This window comes from uncultured Rossellomorea sp. (assembly GCF_947488365.1).
Lineage (GTDB): Bacteria > Bacillota > Bacilli > Bacillales > Bacillaceae_B > Rossellomorea.
In genome coordinates, this window is sequence record NZ_CANKZT010000003.1 from 570,818 (window position 1) to 589,275 (window position 18,458).

Genomic DNA, 18,458 nt, shown 5'->3' on the forward strand with positions numbered 1-18,458 from the left:
TCCCAATCTGGATTAATTCCAAACTCAAAGGCATTCCTTTTGAGGAATTTCACTCTATAGTCGGCATCTCATCCCCTCCCAGGACCCGTCTCCAACTAAAAATGGACAATCTAACGCCTTTTCCCGTCTAAAAGCAGATCAAAAAGGACAAATGGACTCCGATTCGAACAGCAAGCCCGGAACCTCAGTCTTATAAAGTAGTACCGAGGCAAGGACCATTGATCCGGGAAACACACGAGTGAACTTGTGGTAAAATAAAGTTGCAGGGGTGTTCCAATAAAAGGAATTTGATTGATGAACTCTACTGAACGGACTGTACTCTAAATAGGAAATGAGGGAAACACACATGAAAAACGTGTTGGTATTGATCACAGACGGTTTCGCCGATTGGGAAGCAAGCTACGTAACGGCAGAAATCAATAAACAAGGAACGGGTTATCACGTTCAGACCATTGCGATTGATAAAGAGCCTAAGGTTTCGATGGGTGGGTTAAGGGTCGTTCCGGATCATAGTTTAGAAGATTATCCTATGGCATTTGGAATGCTAATCATTCCCGGGGGTACTGGATGGAGAGAAGAAAAAAATCAACAGACAAAGAAGCTTGTGGATTATTGTTTTGAAAACGGAATTCCAGTGGCCGCCATTTGTGATGCCACCACGTTCTTAGGGATTCATGGATATCTGGATGACCGTAAACATACTGGGAATTCACTGGCCTATTTAAAAGAAGGGGCACCCAACTACCGAGGGGATGAGCACTATATAGAAAGGCAATCGGTCAGTGATGGTGGTCTGATCACGGCGAATGGAACCGGGGCATTGGAGTTTTCGAGGGATATCTTGCATAAGCTTGGTGTGCTGGAAGGGGAAAAACTGCAGGGTTGGTATGATATGTTTAAGAATGGTTTTTTGAAAGGTTGATAGAGTACATGAAATACTTGTATGGAGGCTCATATGAAATCACTTAATAAACAATATAATCAAATAACAGAATACATAAATGACCTGCTTCATGATCACCAGGGAGTCGGAGTAAGCGTTGCCATTGTGAAAGATTCAGAGACGATCTATTCCAAGGGGTTTGGGAACGCCAGGATCGGAAACGCAGAACGCCCGATTGACGGCGATACTAGGATGAGCATTCAAAGTATATCCAAGAACTTTATGGCGCTTTCCATCATGAAGCTTGTAGAGAAGAATTTAATTGCATTGGACGATGCGGTTGTTACCTATTTGCCATACTTCAGAACGAAGAATCAAGAACAAAGCGCCAAGATCACCATCAGGCATGTGTTATCCCACACGGCAGGTTTTCCTTCAGAAGTGGGGATCGCCAATATGATTGCTCCGAATGTAAAGGAAATATTCTCAGATACACCGACAGAATTTCAGGAAGCATTGGACCATTATCAGCTTACAGAAGAAGAGATTACAAGTATAAAAAATCGCGAAGATATCACGAAATGGTTCGAAAAAGTAGAATTGGAATACCCACCAGGGGAGGGATGGAATTATTGCACGGATGCGTATGTGATTCTTGCCGATCTTTTTGAAAAAGTGACTGGCCGCAAATGGGAAGCATCCCTGCACGATGACATCCTCACACCTCTTGGTATGAAGCGGACGACGAGTGACCCGCATGAGGTGGAAGAAGATCAGAACAGTGCCAGATATTATGTAGGCGAGGATAAAATAGAAACGCCTTTTCCCATCAATCCAATCTCGGCTCCAATCGGGTATTTGTATTCGACTGCCAATGATTTAGGCAACTATGTGGCATTCCATTTGAATAAAGAATCGGCTATCTTACAATCAGAATTAATAGAAGAAATGCAAAAGCCCATCCATCTTGTAAGCGAAGAGTGGAGGGCGCCTGGATGTGATGTCAGGAGCTATGGACTTGCATGGTTTACAGATACGTATAGAGGATATAAAATCGTCGAACATGGGGGAGGTCAGTTAGGTGTCAGATCCCTGATGACCATGGTTCCTGAGCTCAATCTGGGAGTGGTGGTTTTATTGAATTATGATGGGACTATTCATCATGATATTTGTGATAGGATCATGGATGTTTTTATGGATTCATAACAGTTGGACGATCAAAAGGGGGGCTTCCTCCTATCGAACATCCACCGGAATGCCGTGGGGAAAGCAAGAAAAATAAATCCCGGGATCCGGGAATGATAGGCTTCCGATCAGGGATGAGTTTGAACTGGAGAAGGGTGTGAGTTAACTGATGGAAAAACGAAATTGGCCAAAATGGGCTGTGGAATCAATAGAGATTGAACCTCCAAACCCGGACTGGATTGACGCAGGAAGCGCTGAAGCGAGGGGACTCCTACGCTTGTTAGGTCCCTATGGTGTAAAGGGAGTGGAGCATATTGGAAGCACCTCGATCCGCAACCTTCCTGCCAAACCGATTCTTGACTTGATGGCGATGATTCCATCCTTTGACGACTTAGACGAGATTGCATGTAAACTTGCGGAGGATCAATGGCATTATGTTCCGCCGGGGTTGGACAACCGACCTTGGAGGAGATTTTTCATAAAGGTGGAAAACGAAAAACGTGTCGCTCATCTACACCTAATGCCAGAAGGTGAACCAAGATGGGAGCAGCAACGTTTGTTTCGGGATCTTCTAAACGGAAACCCAACTTTAAGGGATGAATACGCTGTGTTAAAAAAACATCTGGCCAACCAATTTCCTGACGATCGGGAAGCCTATTCGGAAGGGAAAACAGCATTTATTCAAAGAGTATTCGCTCGCTTGGAAATGAGGGAGAGAAATGAAGAATAGGCACGGGTACCTTGGCCTCATTAATGGAAAAGAGCCACGGTACCTGTCCCTGTGGTTCCTGTTCAAGTAGAAATCGTACTCGTAAATGTCATATAAGCAATGACGACCCAACAAATGGAAAATACAATGCCGATTATACTGAAAATGACCCCTGCAATGGCCAGATTCTTGCCCTCCCGGTTATCACGTTTTACTTCTTTCAGTCCGATCATACCCAGTATGACACCGACTATGCCCAGAACAGCTCCGATAACAGGAATAATCACAATGACGATGGATAGGATACCTAATATGAATGAGGCAACCGATTTTCCATTTAACCCTTTCCTCTCAGTCTCATGAACCTGATTCATTGAACAGTCCCCCTTTTTAAAAAGTATATGACTCATGCAATAGAAAACGACCCTTCCAATTTTCCGGAGGGACGGACCTCCAGAATCTTTTCAGTTTCCCTCATAGTTGACTGATGAAAGGTTATAGAAAGGAAGTTGACACAGAAAACTCACCCTGCACTTTGGTTAATTTTATGCCATATTGGGGATTCTTCTTACTAGTGACCAAAGAGGAGTGAGCGTATGGAGTTAGAAGGCAAGAAGTTAAAAGACAGGGCATTCGCCGCTATGAGTAAGTTCAAAGATACTATGAAGGGGACGTATTATTCTATCGCAGATATTCCCACAGCTTCCGTACAGGAGCTGGCGGATTTCGTACAGCACCATCACGACACACAAGAAACCAGGAAGCATCTTTTGGGTATCACCATTACCTTTTCCAGGTTGAACATCAACCATTATCACTTCTACTTAGAAACAAAGGCTGACCGTATTTTACAACTGGATGGTTCATTACACGGGAAGAGATTCGTTTCCTATCGTTCCTATAGGGATTCTGATGAATTAGATTCGCAAGTTAAATTGAGTTAAGAGTAGGGAAAAGAGCCTGGGACAAAACTAAAATGCCACGATGTAAAGACGAACAATAGAAGTGTAGGTTCTTAATACCGCTAATGATTTCCGTGCAAGACTACGCTTTCCGCGGGTAGCCGGTGAGCCTCCTCGGCAAGCCTGCGGGTAGAAAAGCGGAAGGGCTTCGCTCAGAGGCGGTTGGCATAAGGCGGAGCGGCCTTGAAGGCGTTCTTTGCCTTCATGGACGATCAGACTTATGACATTTGCCTCTAAGCCCTATAGCTGGACAAGTCTCACATAAGCTACTTTTCCCGCAGGAGTCTTCGTCTTGCCCTCCAATCAACCGCTGGAAACAGCTAAAATCAAATGTATCGAAATAAATAATAAACCCGAACAAATCTGCTTCTTAGAAGGTAGATTTGTTCGGGTTTCACTTAGACTAAAACACTTTTGTCCCAGCCTCATTTTTTCGTCTCCTCACTTCCCTGAAAAAACATCGTATAAATTGTAAAGATGGTAAATCTCAAGTAAATATATCAACGAAGCAATGCAGAGAGTATAAACATGCAAGGGGGAACAGTTAAATAAGGAATGGATCTCTTCCATTCACCCTCCAGTTTATCCCGGTTTTAAAAAAGAGCCATGGGGCGATCCCAAGGCTCCTAACTTAACAAACTCCCTTTCACCCAAGCCCGCTCCCGAAAAGGTCCGATCGGTATTTGAATCAAGGTGGTTTGACCTTTTGAATCGAGTTTGTAGATTTCATCTGTCAACGTCGTATCAAACCCAAGCAGCGGGTGTCCGCCAAACCCGGCGGCCGATGAAGCCAATAGCAGGCGCTGTACTAGCATTCCGGCTTCCATTTGCATGATCCTGTAGCCTCTGTATCCCAAGGTGTCTTGATAGTGATCTTTGTTCCCGATGATATGAAGGCATAGGGGCACCTGATGCAAATTGACATTATCTAGAGACAGACCTGATTGAAGCTGAAGACGATGATCCCCTGTGCTGATCTGCCGCAATGAATGACGGACGCTGTCATATGCGTATGCCCCATTTGGTACGCCTTCCACATTATATAAACAGCCAAAAATCGAAACACCGGATTCATTGCCGTAAGGAACTTCGTCGATGTCACTTCGAAAGGAGTAGGACTGAGTCGCTTTTTTTAATAACGTCGCGAGCTTCTGCTGACTGACCTTACTCATGACAAAATCCATTTCGGGGGAATGGCGGTTTTTGCATATTTCAACAAAATCATAGGTGAAGGGCTCCATCTCTGGCAGATGGATTTCGTTTTCTCCGGTTCTAACAGCCGGGTGTTTTCCGAGTTTCTGAAAATCGGCTGTCGAACCGATTTTAGAAGCTTCATTCGCTTCTAGTAACATAGGAAACTCTCTAATCCTTTCAGACCTTTCGTAGTGTTCTACAGAAAGTGGGGGAAGCTCCCTGCATACTTCTTCAGCGGTGAATGTCCGTTCCATTCCCTTGCTGTTTCCAGCCCAGTTCGTTGGTGCAACCGAAAGCGGGATGACGGTATAAACACTTTCCTCTTCCTCGGTCAGTCCAAGCAGAGAGTTGATGGGTGAATCCAGAAATTGAACATATACCCCTGACTCGAAGCCAAACCGTTTGGCTGTCTCCAGCAGCTGCCCCATCAGAACACCGGCATCCAATCCCTGCAGCCGATAGGCAAAGTTATTGTATTTAAAGAAGTTTTTCCAGAACCTTGTGGAGACAAAGGCTGTGGCAAAGCAGGATGAAATTTCGCAGCGATTGCCGAGTGCCCTTTCTACGTATGAATCGACATTCCCTTCCCGGAGCAGGACGAGGCGATGGTGGGCAACATCATAATGATAGATTCCGTGGGGTAAATCATCCAATTTTAAATAGATATATAGTTCATTCGGATACAGGGCCCCTCCTGATGGAGCGAACCGCCGATAAGAGTGGATGGGGTAAGACTCCTGATGCTCGGAGTCATCAGAATCCACCGACTGGCTTACCCCGGTGATGCCATAGACATACCAGAGAAAATGACCGATTCTTTCTAAGTCGGGTTCTGACGGTGCCTGGCTCCCGGTGAGTGACACCGGTACTTCAAGAGACAATGGCACGACCCGCAACCCCCGGTATAGCTTATAGGGGAGAGGGGCATCGTCCCAGTCCGCTTCCCAGTTTGGCTGATTGGCCCGATTGATATCAAATTGCAGATTGTGTAAAAATTCTTCCAGACTCATCCTCCTTACCTCCTAGTACCTTAAGGAAACGGATGCGGTTTTTGATTCAGCTGCTCATAGGTCAACGGCCGGTCGGCATATCCCAGTTCTGCAGGGATTCGAAGGACTCTTTCCAATCCTGTCAGACGGGTGAGGTGATGACCGAATGTCATGGGAAGCATGCCGGGAATCAAGACTTTCACGCAGTATAGTCCGTTCTGTTCCAGTTCGGGTGCGGTTTGATCCACGACAATGACATCAAGGTTCCGGTTCCGGAAAGTTTTTAGAATCTCCTTCAGGTCATCCGTAAGATCTTTGTGATCAGACCTCCAGTTGAATACCTCCTGGAAACTCCGCAAAGGCCGGCTGTCATCCTGCAAAAATGTGAAACGTTCCTCGGCCTGGGGAAGTCCATACAGCATGCCGTGATCATCCATCTGCCTGACAAGAGAATCATCGTCAAGCATTTTTTCATAATTCGACTTGTTCTTCTCCAATTTTTCATCCAGATTCAGCATCATCCCGGCGAGCTCCTGAATCGCGCTTTTTGCCGCTCTTACCGGATCCAGATGGGCACCTGCCGCGAGGATCAGATTCAATCCTTGATCCTTCCTGTTCTTGGCCATCGCAAAGACGCTTGGAATTCCGTGCTCCATGGTAGAGTCATACAAATATAGATCATACCCTGCAACTGCCCGCATCCGTTCGATCATTAACTGAAGCTCCTCGTCCTCTGCCGTAAGAGGATCGAGACGGTGCAGATTGAGTTCGGCATACCAGGTCATAAGGAACGAATCCCTTTCGACTACCTCCATGATTCCGTAAAAAATCGCTTCCTCCCGGCTTCCCCCAAGGGCACAGCCATTGGACGTTTCATAGACAAAACCGGATGAGCCGCAACCCAGACTGTAATAGGAGAGGAGCTCAGGGACGAGAATCGGCCGTTCTTCGATGAGGGAGTAACCCCAAACCCAGTCCATTGCCCGGTCAGGGTCGAACTTCTCAAATGGGAAGCCTGGCATAGCGTACTGCTCGTCGGTGTGCACGCCGACCTTCAGGGGATTCAGTGCATGTTCCGCCAATTGTCGGTAGCTGTCATGGACGACTGTCCGTTTGCCCCGGGGCTCTAGGCCGCAGTGGCGCTCCAATCCTTCAAGAATGGCAGTCAGCTCGCTATCTGAGTAGACTTGAGTCCGTCCAGCCGTTCCTTCATCCCCGGAGAACATCGGCATATTGACACTCGCATCGGCAAATGGCGTCACCAGGTCGTACATCTTGCTGTTGAAAAGTCCGGTACGATTATCCAGATAGTCTTTAACCAGAACGTTCTTCAAATCGTCCAGGGGAGTACAGCGAAAACTGCCGGTATGAATCTTCGGGCTGGGCTGAAGGGAAACACGGGCTATTTCCGGTGAGTCGTCCGGAATCTGGCTGCAGATCCGGCATAACGAGTCGGGAACGAAGGAGTGCCAGGAGCTGTTCAATGTTTTCAAGTCGGTTACACATATCCGTCCTTCGGAATATGCCTTTTCACCCTCAAGGAGCCTGCCGGCTTCTGCTGCAATCATGTGAGTCATATGCAGTAAACCGGTATTCGAAGCCCACGGGTCTTTCGCGATTCCACCGACTTCAGCGAGTTTTTCCTGTACCTCCCGCATTTCATTCCGTTCCTTTCCTCCAAGGAGACGCCTCACATCGGCACATTGTGAGCATCCTGGTATGTTCGGACGAACCAGTGGGCCGATGATTCCCTCTCCAAACGAAACGAATCCTCTCAGCCATGGTACTTGAGCCTGCCTCATCACTTCTTCGGCCATGTGATGGACAGCCGGATTCCAGGTATCATCCAATGTCAGCACCAAATCTGTATGTGCCGGAAACTTTTTTTCGACGTTTTTTTGCCGGAAAACGGGATAGCGGGCTGACATTTGCGCACATACAAGGTCCGCAAGCATCCCACTTCCCACAATCACCACGAAAGAACTCATCAGGTTTCCTCCTCTCGCAGCAGCACACTGAACACGCCTGCGAGCTCCTGTTTAAAAGCGGGTTCAATATTCAGCTCATACACGACTAACTTCTTCTGATTCCTTTTCAAGGTATTGATTGCTTCTTTCAGGTTCTCACGTTGGATTCTGTCTTCATTCGCTTGAATGGATATTCTTTGGGCATTCTGTTCCTCTAGTGCAAAGACAACAGGTTTTGCGTCGATGGCCTCCGTATCATTCTGAGCTTGAAAGAGTGCATGCTGCAAAGAGTTCCTCAGTGCCATGGTGATCGTGAAATCGGTATTTCCATACCAGCCATTCTTTCCACGAACATAGACGACAGGAAATCCAGCCAAATCCTCCCCTAATCCGATTTCCGGCTTTCCTTGCATGGTGGTCAGTGCCTTTAAGTAAAAACGGCATTTTTCATCTTCCACCCCATCCAATTCAAGACGGGAAATCGTGCAGCTTTGAACAGATTCTCTTTTCCTCAGCCCCTCAGTCAAACACTTCCGAAGACCGCGACCGACACATTCTGCAAATGTCGCTCCTGCTCCGGTGGCCATATATTCACCCGTCTCATGAGGGACGATCATCCTGGTCAATCGTGAAGTGTACATCTCTATTCCTCTTAATCCGGCTTCCCGGCGTGCTTCTTCATGGGTCAAACCATTGCAGATCACTTCATCGAGCAGTTCTGCGGGACCTTTGGATAGTACATCGATCGGCTGGACACGGCATTGAGCCAATGGAAGCTGCTTTGTTTCTCCTTCCTCCCATACATGAAAAACCCCCGTCTCTTTTGACGTCAGCAGACTGAAGAAATACAGCATCTTTTCAGGGTCAGATCTATCAGAGTCCTGTTCCAACCGTGTTTCCAGACTCTGAACGGCTTCAGCTGCTACGTTCCCTGTTTCCAGGGGATGGGGTAAAAAGGAATGCCAGCTTCCTTCAAGGGTTTCTGAATCCAGCAGAAAGATTCGATTTCTCTGATTGGATTTTGAAACACCTGTCAGCTCCTTGTATAACTCAAAGACAATCATGTTCGCAAGCATCGCTCCAGGGACCGCCGATTCAGCAGGGAACTGATTTTCTTTTAGCAAGGCAGTCGTGTGGATGCGCCTCCATGCCGATTCCCAGCCAGCCTCGGAATCAGGATGGATGATGGGGCCAGCGATTCCTTTCTGCCTGTGACAAATCGCCGGAATAAACAGCTTCTTATCTGTTCGGCAGATGGCATGGAGGAGGTCCAACTCCTCAAGGTTTTCTTTATGACTTACGTATAAAATGGAATCGAAAGGCTTCAGGGTCTCCCGCCATCCGTCTTCATTGAATCTCACTTCCAGGAGCTCTACCTCCGGATCGGTTTTACGCGCATGGTCCACAAGCTCCAGCAGCCGGCCTCTATTCGTTGGAACCTCATCGGTCAGGAGAACCTGCAGCTTAGCCATCCCGGATTCAATCAGTGATGAAACGAGTGAAGTCAGTAAAGGACCAGATCCGACTGCCAGGACATTGGCCCCGCGGTAGGTTTCAAACCTTGAAGCTCCCGAACCTGCCAAACTGTCGACAAATTCGATCTGTGATGCGAATTTCTCCACTGCATGTTGGGGCAGCCGGTGTGGCTGATCCCTGCTCACGTCCCGAACAAATCCATTTTTATGCAAAACCTCTGCCATTTCCATGACCCTGTTTTGATAAGGTCCAGGCAGACCGTTCGTCAAATACTCAAGGGAGTACTCCCCATTGAACATCGGCAGCAGCTTCTCCACCCATTGATCTATTCCACTTCCTTCCATGCGGAAAGAGCATTGGTTATTCCTAAAGAAAACACCGCTGTTTGGTTCAGGGAGGTAAAACGTATCCCTCTTCACTTTTAAACGCATAGAAGGGTCCAACTTTGCCATAGCGCTCCTCCTTACATCCGCTAATGTGACTATCATTATCATCGTATGAGTCTCAATTTGTCCCTTATGTATAAAAAAGACCCCTGCACTGACTCATGCAGGGATCAAGTTGAAAACGATATTCTAAATGCCGATTATCGGCCGCAGCGTCCACATCTTCCGCAACCGCCACATCTGCCACAGCCACCGCATCTGCCGCAGCCTCCGCAACGGAAACATCCACCACAACCAAAGCAGCTAAAGAAGCATGAGAAACCAAAGCCGAAACAGCCTCCAAATCCAAGGAAAAGTCTTTCGTCATTCGGATCATACATGTTTTGATCCCAGGAAACAGGTTGTGTTGCCTGGAAATCACCTACATTCAGACTTTGAAGTTCATTGTGAAAGTTATTCATTCTCTTCATTACCTCCCAAACAAATTACCCAAGGGCTCTCGAAACTAAGAAACAAAAACTTTTTTAAAGGAATTTCTGTCATTTAGGTAAATGCACTATGTGAACACTCTTCAACAATCTATGTCACCTTGCTGGGTATTGTTACTGATACATAAGCCTATTTAAAGAGGGAGGTTGGAATAGACAGTGCTTCATTAGAAAATAGTTAACTCCAACGATCGAAAAACAACTACTGGTGGAGAAAAGATCGTATATAGGTGGAAAATTTGATTTTTTTTGTATTCGTTTTTGTTACTTTTTCCGATAAGCTTCTGACTAATCGCTCCAAATAGAGTGAAAAAAAGACCCGTCGAATTTGACGAGTCTTTTGACTGTGTGCTTCTTCTGTAGAGGGGGGATATAGTAACAGGTGGTTTCATACAATTCCCTCTACTTAGATTATACTACTAAAAATGATCGATTTATAGACTGCACTTTCTAGAGCTCCTGCCCTATACTGTTAAAAGCAAGCCTAAAATTCTAAGAGGTGATTCAGTATGAATGGCAAAAAAGATGTCTTAGACAATGGTCCTTTCTTTCATGGTACGAAAGCGGAATTGAACATCGGAGAGCTTCTTGAACCACAACACTTATCAAATTACCAAGACAAAAAATCAAACTATATCTATTTCACCGCAACATTAGATGCAGCTAAATGGGGTGCTGAATTAGCAACATCTGATTCAAAAGAAAGAATTTACATGGTAGAACCATTAGGCGAATTTGAAGACGACCCGAACTTAACGAACAAAAGATTCAAAGGAAATCCAACCCGTTCTTACAGATCTAAATCGCCATTAAAAATAATAGCAGAATTAGGTTCATGGGAAAGACATTCCGATGAAGAAATCACTCATATGCTGACAAGCTTAAAAACGTTACGTGAACAAGGAAAAGCTATCATATACGATTAATTTAAAAAATCGCGGGGACAGGTTCCTTGGCTATCTTATTGTATAAGGGCCTTGGTGCCTGTCCCCGTTGTTCTGAATGTCCATTCTTAGTCTGCAGGAGAAGTTCTAATGTCGATTATTTTCCATGCTTTTGAAATCATTCCCAGAAGAAGATGAAAGGCCCGCACTGCAGAACCCAACAATCCTTGAAATCAATTCCCGGTCAGAAAGAGAAGAGCTATTACCATCCGGAAGGTCAATGAATTTCCCTAGATTATGGATGATGAGGCCTATCATATTGCGGTACCTCCAATATAGTTCTTCTTCAGATAATTCCGGGAGGCGTTTCTTTAGAGCCTCCAGGTATGCTGCGTCGATCTCTCTTGTATTCTGATAGAATGTCTCGCGGGTTTCTGCTTGGGTATCGATCAGCAGCCTTCCCAATATAGCTGTTTTGACTTTTCGATCCGCTTTGTTTGAATAAAGAAGAAAAAAAGGGGTAGTAAAGGCCTCCACGATATCTGAAACCTGACATTGATCCAATTCAGACAGTCTTCTGAGCTGTTCCTTATTTAACTCCCCAGAAATTCCTTCAACCAACTCCTCGATCAGCTGAGATTTAGATCCGAAGTAATAGTTGACGGCAGCCACATTCACTTCAGCCATTTCCGTGACGGTCCGCAATGAAAAATTGGAACCTTCATGGGCAAAGGCTTGTTCAGCGGCTTTTAAGATCCGCTCTTTTTTATCCTTGCGCTTGGACACTCCGCTTTCCTCCTTAAACAGTTGTTTTAAACATTATTATAGTCATTTCATTCGTGTGAAATCAACCCGGATGAGTGAGAGTGTACACGTGAACATTCGTTGACGTCCAGGTGAACGATTTATGACAAATCGTTCCTTGTAAAAGCCAGAAAGGCAAAAAACCTTGATATATAAGGTTTTGTCATCGTTAGTAAGGAAACTGAATGAATTGACAAAAGCGAGAAACATTTTTACTATAAAAGTGAATTAAAACAACTGTTTTAAATTATTGTTTAAAAGGAGAGAACGATGGGAAATAACGTTTGTACCATATGCACGGAATCACATGTGGAGTTGAAAGATGGTCTTTGCAGGAACTGCAGGCAGTCCTGCTTCTCCATTTCACTTAAGATGAAGCGCTCTAAAGAGTGGTATGCCCTTGGGATCAAATCGACGAAAGAGGAAGCAGAGGCAGCGGCCAAACAAACGATGGACATGTTTCCATTATTCGAAACGTATAGGGTAGAAGAAATTCCTTTTACATTAAAGGAACATAAGGGGAAAAGAGGCGGAGTGGTCGCTGTAAAACCTAAAGATCTGAAGGAACAATTGAAAGCCAACGATGCCATACAATTGTTGGATGTCAGGGAATCTTTCGAAGTGGAATCAGGTATGTTACCAGGAGCGATTCATATTCCGATTAAGGAGCTTCCTTCAAAGTTGAATGAATTAGAGAAGGGGAAAAAGTATGTGGTCTATTGCTCTGCAGGATATAGAAGCCCTTATATTTGTGAGTTTTTAAGAGACAACGGCTTTTCTGCTTCTCATCTCGAAGGCGGGATGATCGCATGGAAGGGAGCGGGATTCATCCTCCCAATCGTCACAGGAACCTTGAAAACGGTTAGTAAATGGAAGAGACAAGGGAGAAGGGAGACCCGGTCATGATTTACTTTGATAACAGTGCGACAACGTTTGTAGATGATAACATCCTGAAAGAGTTTGTACATGTTTCCACGGCTTATCCAGGAAATCCTTCCTCTTCTCACCGGCTGGGACAGGCTGCTTCTCTGATGCTTGAAAAGGCGAGAGCACGGGCGGTAGAAGCTCTGGGGGGAGAATCGGGTGAAGTGATCTTTACTTCAGGAGGGACAGAGAGCAACACTTTGGCCGTGAAGGGTGCGGCTTATGCCAACCGACAAAAGGGCCATCACATCATTACCACCTCCATTGAACACGCTTCTGTCTATGAAACTTGTAGACAGCTTGAACAGGAAGGGTTCACCGTCTCCTATCTGCCGGTCGATTCTCATGGAATGATCCATCTAGAGGATCTCAAACGAGAAATCTGTCCTGAGACCATCTTGATTTCCATTATGGGGGTCAATAATGAGGTGGGGAGCATACAGCCTATAGAGGAGGTCGCTACCTTGTTAGCAAAGTACCCCGACATCCTCTTTCACGTAGATTTTGTCCAAGGGTTCGGGAAGATTTCACTGGATATGAGTCGGATTGACCTGCTGTCCCTATCCGGGCATAAACTTCACGCCCCAAAAGGAACGGGTCTATTGTATGTAAAGGATGGAACCAACCTGTTTCCCGTTCAAGCAGGGGGAGGACAGGAACGTGCATTGCGATCAGGAACGGAGAACCTGGCTGGAAGTGTAGCCCTGTCGTTAGCCATGGAGAAACAGGTACTTCGTTTTGAAGAAAGTGTCAATCATCTGACCTCATTAAGAAATCACCTAATCCAAGGGCTCAGAATGATTCCGGGCGTCACGATCCATTCCCCTGAGAATGGAGCTCCCCATATTGTTCATTTCTCTACAAAGGGGACCAATTCGAGGGACGTCATGGAGCAGTTAGGACAGGAGGAGATCTATGTTTCAAACGGTTCTGCCTGTTCATCCAAAAGCGGGAAGCCGTCCCGGGTGCTTTCCGCTGCGGGTATCCAGGAGGAGAATGCGGCAGGCGCTATCAGGGTCAGTTTCTCCATCCACAATACGCTTGAAGAAGTTGACCAACTCCTGATGTGCTTTATTCGAATTTGTCAAAAGGACATATTCGTATGAGAAGGGTGTCTTTCCTTTTCCTGTTGATCATCGTGTTGGCATGGTTCGGACATACATTCTCAAAGAATTTCATCGTGGATCCTGATTTCTCACGATTTCTCGAGCATAAAGGTTCCTTTGAGCTGTTGGAGAATCATCTTTGGACGTTCTTCCTTAGAACGCACATCATCCTATCACTTGTAGCGCTTTGTGCGGGACCCATCGCTCTTTTGAAGAGATCCAGGAAAGGGACGGCTACTTTGCACAAGTACGCCGGGCGATTCTATGTCCTTTCTATTTTCCTAAATGCCATACCTGCTCTATATGTCTCTTTTTATGCCACAGGTGGATGGATCAGTTTCCTGGGCTTCCTGTGTCTGAATGTGGTTTGGACGGGAACCACTTACCTGGCCTATAAGAAGATCAGGCAGGGAAAAGTGGCCGATCACAAAAGATGGATGACGAGGAGCTATGCTGTCACTCTAGCCAACACATCGATCTACATCCTGACACTGGCATTGAATAGTGGCGCGGGTCTGGACTACATCGTGTCTTATCAAATCTCCGTTTGGATTGGATGGTTCTTGAATCTTATCATCGCAGAGGGAATCATCAAGAGAAGAGATGACAATAGGGGATAATGCGGTTGTCGTAGCCGGAAGGATCCTGACAAAATCAGTATCGGCGAACTATCCGGGAGTTGGAAATCCTAAGCAGTATGAGAAATATCGAATGATTAAATTTATTCCAAGAAAAAGATACCTCCCCATATTAAATGAGTGTTCCATAGACAGAAGAGCACCCTTTATTGATAGATCGGGACTTGCAGCAATTTATTCTATAAGTATTAAAGCAAACAATAGATATTCAGTTTTCTGTTTTTCTAAGGAGGGGCGGTACCGACCCGTGGCTTCTCCAAAATAAAGAACATTCGACATGGCGGATCAATTCGTTAAAAAGGGGATTGATAAATCGAAAGCAGGATCAATAAATTCCGTACAGGATTAATAATCGGAAATCAGGATTGAATGTGGCGGAATCTGGTTCAATTCCAAAGCTGGAAGAACTTCGTATGGAGGATTTGACTTTATATCCGTCACCTCATGCCCATAAAGGAGCCGGCTCCAGATAAAAATTGACAATCTAAGGTCTTTCTCCGTCGAAAAGCAGATAAAAGAAGATAGATTGGCTTCAATTTAAGTAAGCTTCCGGATACATCCAGTACTTTCATTCTACTATCTTACCAGATTCTTTTTTTACAATTGAATATATGGTATCTTCCGGTAGAGTACCTCGTGATGTGTAAAATAAGGGGAGAGGGCAAATGAACCCCGTATGAATTATAGAAATGATCCTAGGCTGTTTTCATCACCATTAGGGTAGCCCGAAAATGGTGAATTCAAGTGTGGTCTATAATGAGCTGAGTGAGAACAACAATTTAAAAGGAGGGATCCACCCATGCATGATAAAAAAGTCCGATGGGGAATCATCGGCTGCGGCGATGTGACAGAGAAGAAAAGCGGCCCTGCCTTTCAGAAGGTGAAAAATTCAGAGCTTGTTGCGGTCATGCGGAGGACAGGCGAGTTGGCCAAAGATTACGCGGAAAGACATCGGGTACCCAAGTGGTACGATGACGCCGATGCACTCATAAATGATCCAGAGGTGGATGCCGTCTATATCGCTACGCCGCCAGGCTCTCACAAGGAATATACCCTTAAGGCAGCCGCAGCGGGGAAACCTGTTTATGTTGAGAAACCGATGGCTCGTAACTTCGAAGAATGCACGGAAATGGTGGCTGCTTGTAAAGAGGTGGGTGCTCCCTTATATGTGGCATATTACCGCCGGGCACAGGAGCGCTTTTTGAAAATCAAAGAATTGCTGGATCAAGAGGCGATCGGAGACGTTCGTTTTGTCTCCTCGACTCAGTATCAAAAAGCGCGGGACGACGTGAAGGATTCCGAACATCTTCCTTGGCGTGTCCAGCCTGCTGTTGCTGGAGGCGGATTATTCTTCGATCTGGCCAGCCATACTCTCGATATTCTAGATTTTCTGCTTGGACCCATACAAGAGGCAAAAGGGTTTGCCTCGAATCAAGGGGGCTATTATGAGGCAGAAGATATTGTGACGGGTACATATCAATTTACATCCGGCGTTCAAGGGATCGGAAAGTGGTGTTTCACGGCTTTTGAAGATGTGGACATGAATGAGATTGTCGGAAGTAAAGGGAAGATCCGCTTTTCTACTTTTGGAGATGATCCCGTCAGGCTGACAACAATCGAAGGAAAAGAGCAATGGAGTTTTGAACGACCCCTACATGTTCATCAGCCGCTTGTTGAAACGATTGTGAAAGAGCTGACCGAGGGTGGCGATTGGTGTCCAAGTACTGGAGATTCCGGTGCACGAACGAATTGGGTGATGGATGCGATCGTCGGGAAAGAAAGGCACCTGAGTGTGTTAAAAATCTAGCTGATTTTAGAAACGGAACGCTTTTGAATGCAATGGATTCACCATGGTCTTGGGAGCATGACCTCGGGCACGGTAACGTTATAACGTACTCGGGGCAGGCTCCGTTTAAAAACAGTATTTTATTTATTTCATTTGACAATAGGTAATAAATGATATATAGTTAGTTTGTCAAACTAACTTAAAGGTAGGTTGTTGCATTTATGGAAGAAATTCTTCGTGAATTTATCGTTACACTTGACACTTCTTTTAAGAAGTTGGTCCAAGAGACGATTGAAACAGCAGGTGTCTCCAATTTAAGTGTCAATCAGATTCAGTATATACAAGCGATCGGCACACTTCGGTATCCTACTATTAGTGAGATAGCCGAAGCGCTCAACATCACGAAAGCATCGGCCACGACAGGAATTAATAAATTGGTTTCACTCGGCTATGCGAAAAAAAGCCAATCAACCGAAGATAAAAGGATTTATCACGTGACACTTACTGAATCCAGCCAGACATTCATGCGTCTGCATCAAAAGGCTTTGGAGGATTATGTCGCATTCATCGAACGGCTGCTTACCCCGGATGAGGCTGAACAGTTCAAACGGACGTTGGAGAAATTGATCAAGGGGTTCTATGAGAAAAACGCACAATAACGTTCTGGAACAGTGGGGAAGTCCCATGTTCTACTAAAAGATAAGTTAGTCTAACTAAAAGAAAGTTCCACGAACATTAGCTAGAGATAGGCTGACGCATGAATTTTATAAAAGGTAAGTTAGCCTAACTAAATTAATTTGAATATGAGGTGTTAACGAATGAAAATTTCACTATTAACCACAGGTACAAGAGGAGATACCCAACCATACATTGCACTTGGGAAAGAACTAAAGAATCTTGGTCATGAAGTGAAACTTGCCGCGTTTGAAAATTATGGGGAATTGGTGGAGCAGCATGGTTTGCACTTCCATCCAATCAAGGGGGATATTGCCAAAATTTCAAGGGAGATGGCCAAGAGCTCGATTGAGTCCGACAACCCGATTAAATTTTTTTCTAGCTTTCAAAAGATGAAGCCTTATATAAAAGATAAGCAGATGGGAATGCAGAGGGACCTGTTCGAGGCGTGTGAGGGAGCAGATGCCATCATCTATCATCCGGGAGCAGCCATCGGTCAGTTCGCCGGTGGACATTGGGGTGTGCCGACTATTCTTGCATCCCCTTTTCCCATGGCGCCTACAAAAGAATACCCCGCCCTCATCTTTTATCAGCTGAGATGGGGCAAGACGGTCAATCTCCTGACACATAAATTGTTCGAGAAGGGATTCTGGCTTACGATCAAGCCTTCGATCGCTGCATTTTGGAAGGAACGTTTCGGTGGACGCCCGCCCCATTTTACCAACCCATTTGGTAGAGAGTCGACAACGGATCATACCTCTGTCATGTCGATGAGTCCCTACGTATTTCCACAACCCAAAGCTGGGATGAAGTCGTTGGGTTACTGGTTTCTGGATGAGGATCTGAGCGAGTGGACTCCACCCCGCGATCTTGTCGACTTTATGGATCAAGGGGATGCGCCCGTTTATGTGGGGTTCGGAAGCATTTATGATGAGCGTGCCGATACAACAACGAAACTGGTCATAGAGGCACTCCGTAAATCCGGTAAAAGGGGGATTATCGGGACGGGTTGGAATCAGGTTGGGAACAAAGAAGGATATGAAGATATGTACTTCATTGAAAGTATTCCTCATACATGGCTTTTCCCTAAGATGGCCGGGGTCATCCATCACGGAGGGGCGGGTACCACAGCAGCCGCATTCCGTGCAGGTGTCCCAAGTGTCGTCATCCCCCATGGAAATGATCAGTTCGCCTGGGGAAAACGGACAGAAGAATTGGGGGTGGGACCCGCCCCCATCCCGAGAAAGGAATTGACGGTGGAAAATCTATCGCAAGCAATTACTTCCATGCAACAAGAACCGATGAAAAAGACTGCTCTCGAATTGGGAAGACAGCTGCAACAAGAAAATGGTGCCGGAGAAACGGCAGATTACATTCATCACTTTCTGAAAGGGTAGGGATC

The 18,458-nt window shown here is 45.7% G+C and carries 17 protein-coding genes; 11 read left to right on the forward strand and 6 right to left on the reverse strand.

From position 1 onward, the window contains the following. Nucleotides 1-346: 346 nt before the first annotated feature. From Q1B03_RS14010 to Q1B03_RS14020, 3 genes are all read left to right on the forward strand, one after another. Nucleotides 347-922: a type 1 glutamine amidotransferase family protein gene (locus tag Q1B03_RS14010; protein WP_299742274.1), complete on the forward strand. Its 576-nt coding sequence runs from the start codon at nt 347-349 to the stop codon at nt 920-922. Nucleotides 923-955: 33 nt separating this feature from the next. Further along, complete coding sequence (locus tag Q1B03_RS14015; RefSeq protein ID WP_299742277.1) at nt 956-2,089, forward strand: serine hydrolase; 1,134 nt, start codon at nt 956-958, stop codon at nt 2,087-2,089. 148 nt (nt 2,090-2,237) lie between these two features. Beyond that, a complete protein-coding gene (locus Q1B03_RS14020; protein ID WP_299742280.1) occupies nt 2,238-2,798 on the forward strand; it encodes a GrpB family protein in 561 nt (186 codons plus the stop codon). A gap of 62 nt (nt 2,799-2,860) precedes the next feature. On the opposite strand, the gene Q1B03_RS14025 is transcribed toward Q1B03_RS14020, so the two are convergent. Then, nucleotides 2,861-3,151 (reverse strand): DUF4190 domain-containing protein, encoded by a 291-nt coding sequence (locus tag Q1B03_RS14025; RefSeq protein ID WP_299742283.1) that lies wholly within the window; start codon nt 3,149-3,151, stop codon nt 2,861-2,863. A gap of 222 nt (nt 3,152-3,373) precedes the next feature. Between Q1B03_RS14025 and Q1B03_RS14030 the strand changes: the two genes are divergently transcribed. After that, nucleotides 3,374-3,721: a hypothetical protein gene (locus tag Q1B03_RS14030; protein WP_299742286.1), complete on the forward strand. Its 348-nt coding sequence runs from the start codon at nt 3,374-3,376 to the stop codon at nt 3,719-3,721. Nucleotides 3,722-4,365: 644 nt separating this feature from the next. On the opposite strand, the gene Q1B03_RS14035 is transcribed toward Q1B03_RS14030, so the two are convergent. The 4 genes from Q1B03_RS14035 to Q1B03_RS14050 form a co-directional block, all read right to left on the reverse strand. Further along, the gene (locus tag Q1B03_RS14035; RefSeq protein ID WP_299742289.1) at nt 4,366-5,943 is read right to left on the reverse strand and encodes a SagB family peptide dehydrogenase; all 1,578 of its coding nucleotides are present in this window, start codon (nt 5,941-5,943) and stop codon (nt 4,366-4,368) included. Between the two features lie 20 nt (nt 5,944-5,963). Further along, nucleotides 5,964-7,910, reverse strand: coding sequence for a TOMM precursor leader peptide-binding protein (locus Q1B03_RS14040; RefSeq protein WP_299742292.1), 1,947 nt, complete (start codon nt 7,908-7,910; stop codon nt 5,964-5,966). Continuing rightward, entirely contained in the window at nt 7,910-9,817 is a 1,908-nt protein-coding gene (locus Q1B03_RS14045; protein WP_299742295.1) for a putative thiazole-containing bacteriocin maturation protein, read from the reverse strand. The genes Q1B03_RS14040 and Q1B03_RS14045 overlap by 1 nt, the downstream gene beginning before the upstream one ends. 134 nt (nt 9,818-9,951) lie before the next feature. Beyond that, complete coding sequence (locus tag Q1B03_RS14050; RefSeq protein ID WP_366141296.1) at nt 9,952-10,221, reverse strand: heterocycloanthracin/sonorensin family bacteriocin; 270 nt, start codon at nt 10,219-10,221, stop codon at nt 9,952-9,954. A gap of 527 nt (nt 10,222-10,748) precedes the next feature. Here Q1B03_RS14050 and arr point away from each other — a divergent pair. Next, a complete protein-coding gene (gene arr / locus Q1B03_RS14055; protein WP_299742301.1) occupies nt 10,749-11,165 on the forward strand; it encodes an NAD(+)--rifampin ADP-ribosyltransferase in 417 nt (138 codons plus the stop codon). Between the two features lie 105 nt (nt 11,166-11,270). On the opposite strand, the gene Q1B03_RS14060 is transcribed toward arr, so the two are convergent. Beyond that, complete coding sequence (locus Q1B03_RS14060) at nt 11,271-11,909, reverse strand: TetR/AcrR family transcriptional regulator (protein WP_299742304.1); 639 nt, start codon at nt 11,907-11,909, stop codon at nt 11,271-11,273. A 288-nt stretch (nt 11,910-12,197) separates the two neighbouring features. Between Q1B03_RS14060 and Q1B03_RS14065 the strand changes: the two genes are divergently transcribed. The 6 genes from Q1B03_RS14065 (at nt 12,198) to Q1B03_RS14090 (ending at nt 18,453) form a co-directional block, all read left to right on the forward strand. Beyond that, nucleotides 12,198-12,833 carry a rhodanese-like domain-containing protein gene (locus tag Q1B03_RS14065; RefSeq protein ID WP_299742307.1) on the forward strand — a complete coding sequence of 212 codons (636 nt, stop codon included), beginning with the start codon at nt 12,198-12,200 and terminating at the stop codon, nt 12,831-12,833. Continuing rightward, on the forward strand, nt 12,830-13,957 hold the full coding sequence (locus Q1B03_RS14070) for a cysteine desulfurase family protein (RefSeq protein WP_299742310.1): 1,128 nt from the start codon (nt 12,830-12,832) through the stop codon (nt 13,955-13,957). The genes Q1B03_RS14065 and Q1B03_RS14070 overlap by 4 nt, the downstream gene beginning before the upstream one ends. Beyond that, the gene (locus Q1B03_RS14075; RefSeq protein ID WP_299742313.1) at nt 13,954-14,577 is read left to right on the forward strand and encodes a DUF2306 domain-containing protein; all 624 of its coding nucleotides are present in this window, start codon (nt 13,954-13,956) and stop codon (nt 14,575-14,577) included. Before Q1B03_RS14070 ends, Q1B03_RS14075 begins: the two co-directional genes overlap by 4 nt. 817 nt (nt 14,578-15,394) lie before the next feature. Then, the gene (locus tag Q1B03_RS14080; protein ID WP_299742316.1) at nt 15,395-16,402 is read left to right on the forward strand and encodes a Gfo/Idh/MocA family protein; all 1,008 of its coding nucleotides are present in this window, start codon (nt 15,395-15,397) and stop codon (nt 16,400-16,402) included. Between the two features lie 200 nt (nt 16,403-16,602). Continuing rightward, on the forward strand, nt 16,603-17,040 hold the full coding sequence (locus tag Q1B03_RS14085) for a MarR family winged helix-turn-helix transcriptional regulator (protein WP_299742319.1): 438 nt from the start codon (nt 16,603-16,605) through the stop codon (nt 17,038-17,040). A gap of 159 nt (nt 17,041-17,199) precedes the next feature. Next, complete coding sequence (locus Q1B03_RS14090; RefSeq protein WP_299742321.1) at nt 17,200-18,453, forward strand: glycosyltransferase; 1,254 nt, start codon at nt 17,200-17,202, stop codon at nt 18,451-18,453. The last annotated feature ends 5 nt before the right edge of the window (nt 18,454-18,458 follow it).

Coding starts and splice junctions, on each gene's coding strand:
- Q1B03_RS14010 (WP_299742274.1), top strand. CDS start 347: ATGAAAAACGTGTTGGTATTGATCACAGACGGTTTCGCCGATTGGGAA.
- Q1B03_RS14015 (WP_299742277.1), top strand. CDS start 956: ATGAAATCACTTAATAAACAATATAATCAAATAACAGAATACATAAAT.
- Q1B03_RS14020 (WP_299742280.1), top strand. CDS start 2,238: ATGGAAAAACGAAATTGGCCAAAATGGGCTGTGGAATCAATAGAGATT.
- Q1B03_RS14025 (WP_299742283.1), bottom strand. CDS start 3,151: ATGAATCAGGTTCATGAGACTGAGAGGAAAGGGTTAAATGGAAAATCG.
- Q1B03_RS14030 (WP_299742286.1), top strand. CDS start 3,374: ATGGAGTTAGAAGGCAAGAAGTTAAAAGACAGGGCATTCGCCGCTATG.
- Q1B03_RS14035 (WP_299742289.1), bottom strand. CDS start 5,943: ATGAGTCTGGAAGAATTTTTACACAATCTGCAATTTGATATCAATCGG.
- Q1B03_RS14040 (WP_299742292.1), bottom strand. CDS start 7,910: ATGAGTTCTTTCGTGGTGATTGTGGGAAGTGGGATGCTTGCGGACCTT.
- Q1B03_RS14045 (WP_299742295.1), bottom strand. CDS start 9,817: ATGGCAAAGTTGGACCCTTCTATGCGTTTAAAAGTGAAGAGGGATACG.
- Q1B03_RS14050 (WP_366141296.1), bottom strand. CDS start 10,221: ATGAAGAGAATGAATAACTTTCACAATGAACTTCAAAGTCTGAATGTA.
- arr (WP_299742301.1), top strand. CDS start 10,749: ATGAATGGCAAAAAAGATGTCTTAGACAATGGTCCTTTCTTTCATGGT.
- Q1B03_RS14065 (WP_299742307.1), top strand. CDS start 12,198: ATGGGAAATAACGTTTGTACCATATGCACGGAATCACATGTGGAGTTG.
- Q1B03_RS14070 (WP_299742310.1), top strand. CDS start 12,830: ATGATTTACTTTGATAACAGTGCGACAACGTTTGTAGATGATAACATC.
- Q1B03_RS14075 (WP_299742313.1), top strand. CDS start 13,954: ATGAGAAGGGTGTCTTTCCTTTTCCTGTTGATCATCGTGTTGGCATGG.
- Q1B03_RS14080 (WP_299742316.1), top strand. CDS start 15,395: ATGCATGATAAAAAAGTCCGATGGGGAATCATCGGCTGCGGCGATGTG.
- Q1B03_RS14085 (WP_299742319.1), top strand. CDS start 16,603: ATGGAAGAAATTCTTCGTGAATTTATCGTTACACTTGACACTTCTTTT.
- Q1B03_RS14090 (WP_299742321.1), top strand. CDS start 17,200: ATGAAAATTTCACTATTAACCACAGGTACAAGAGGAGATACCCAACCA.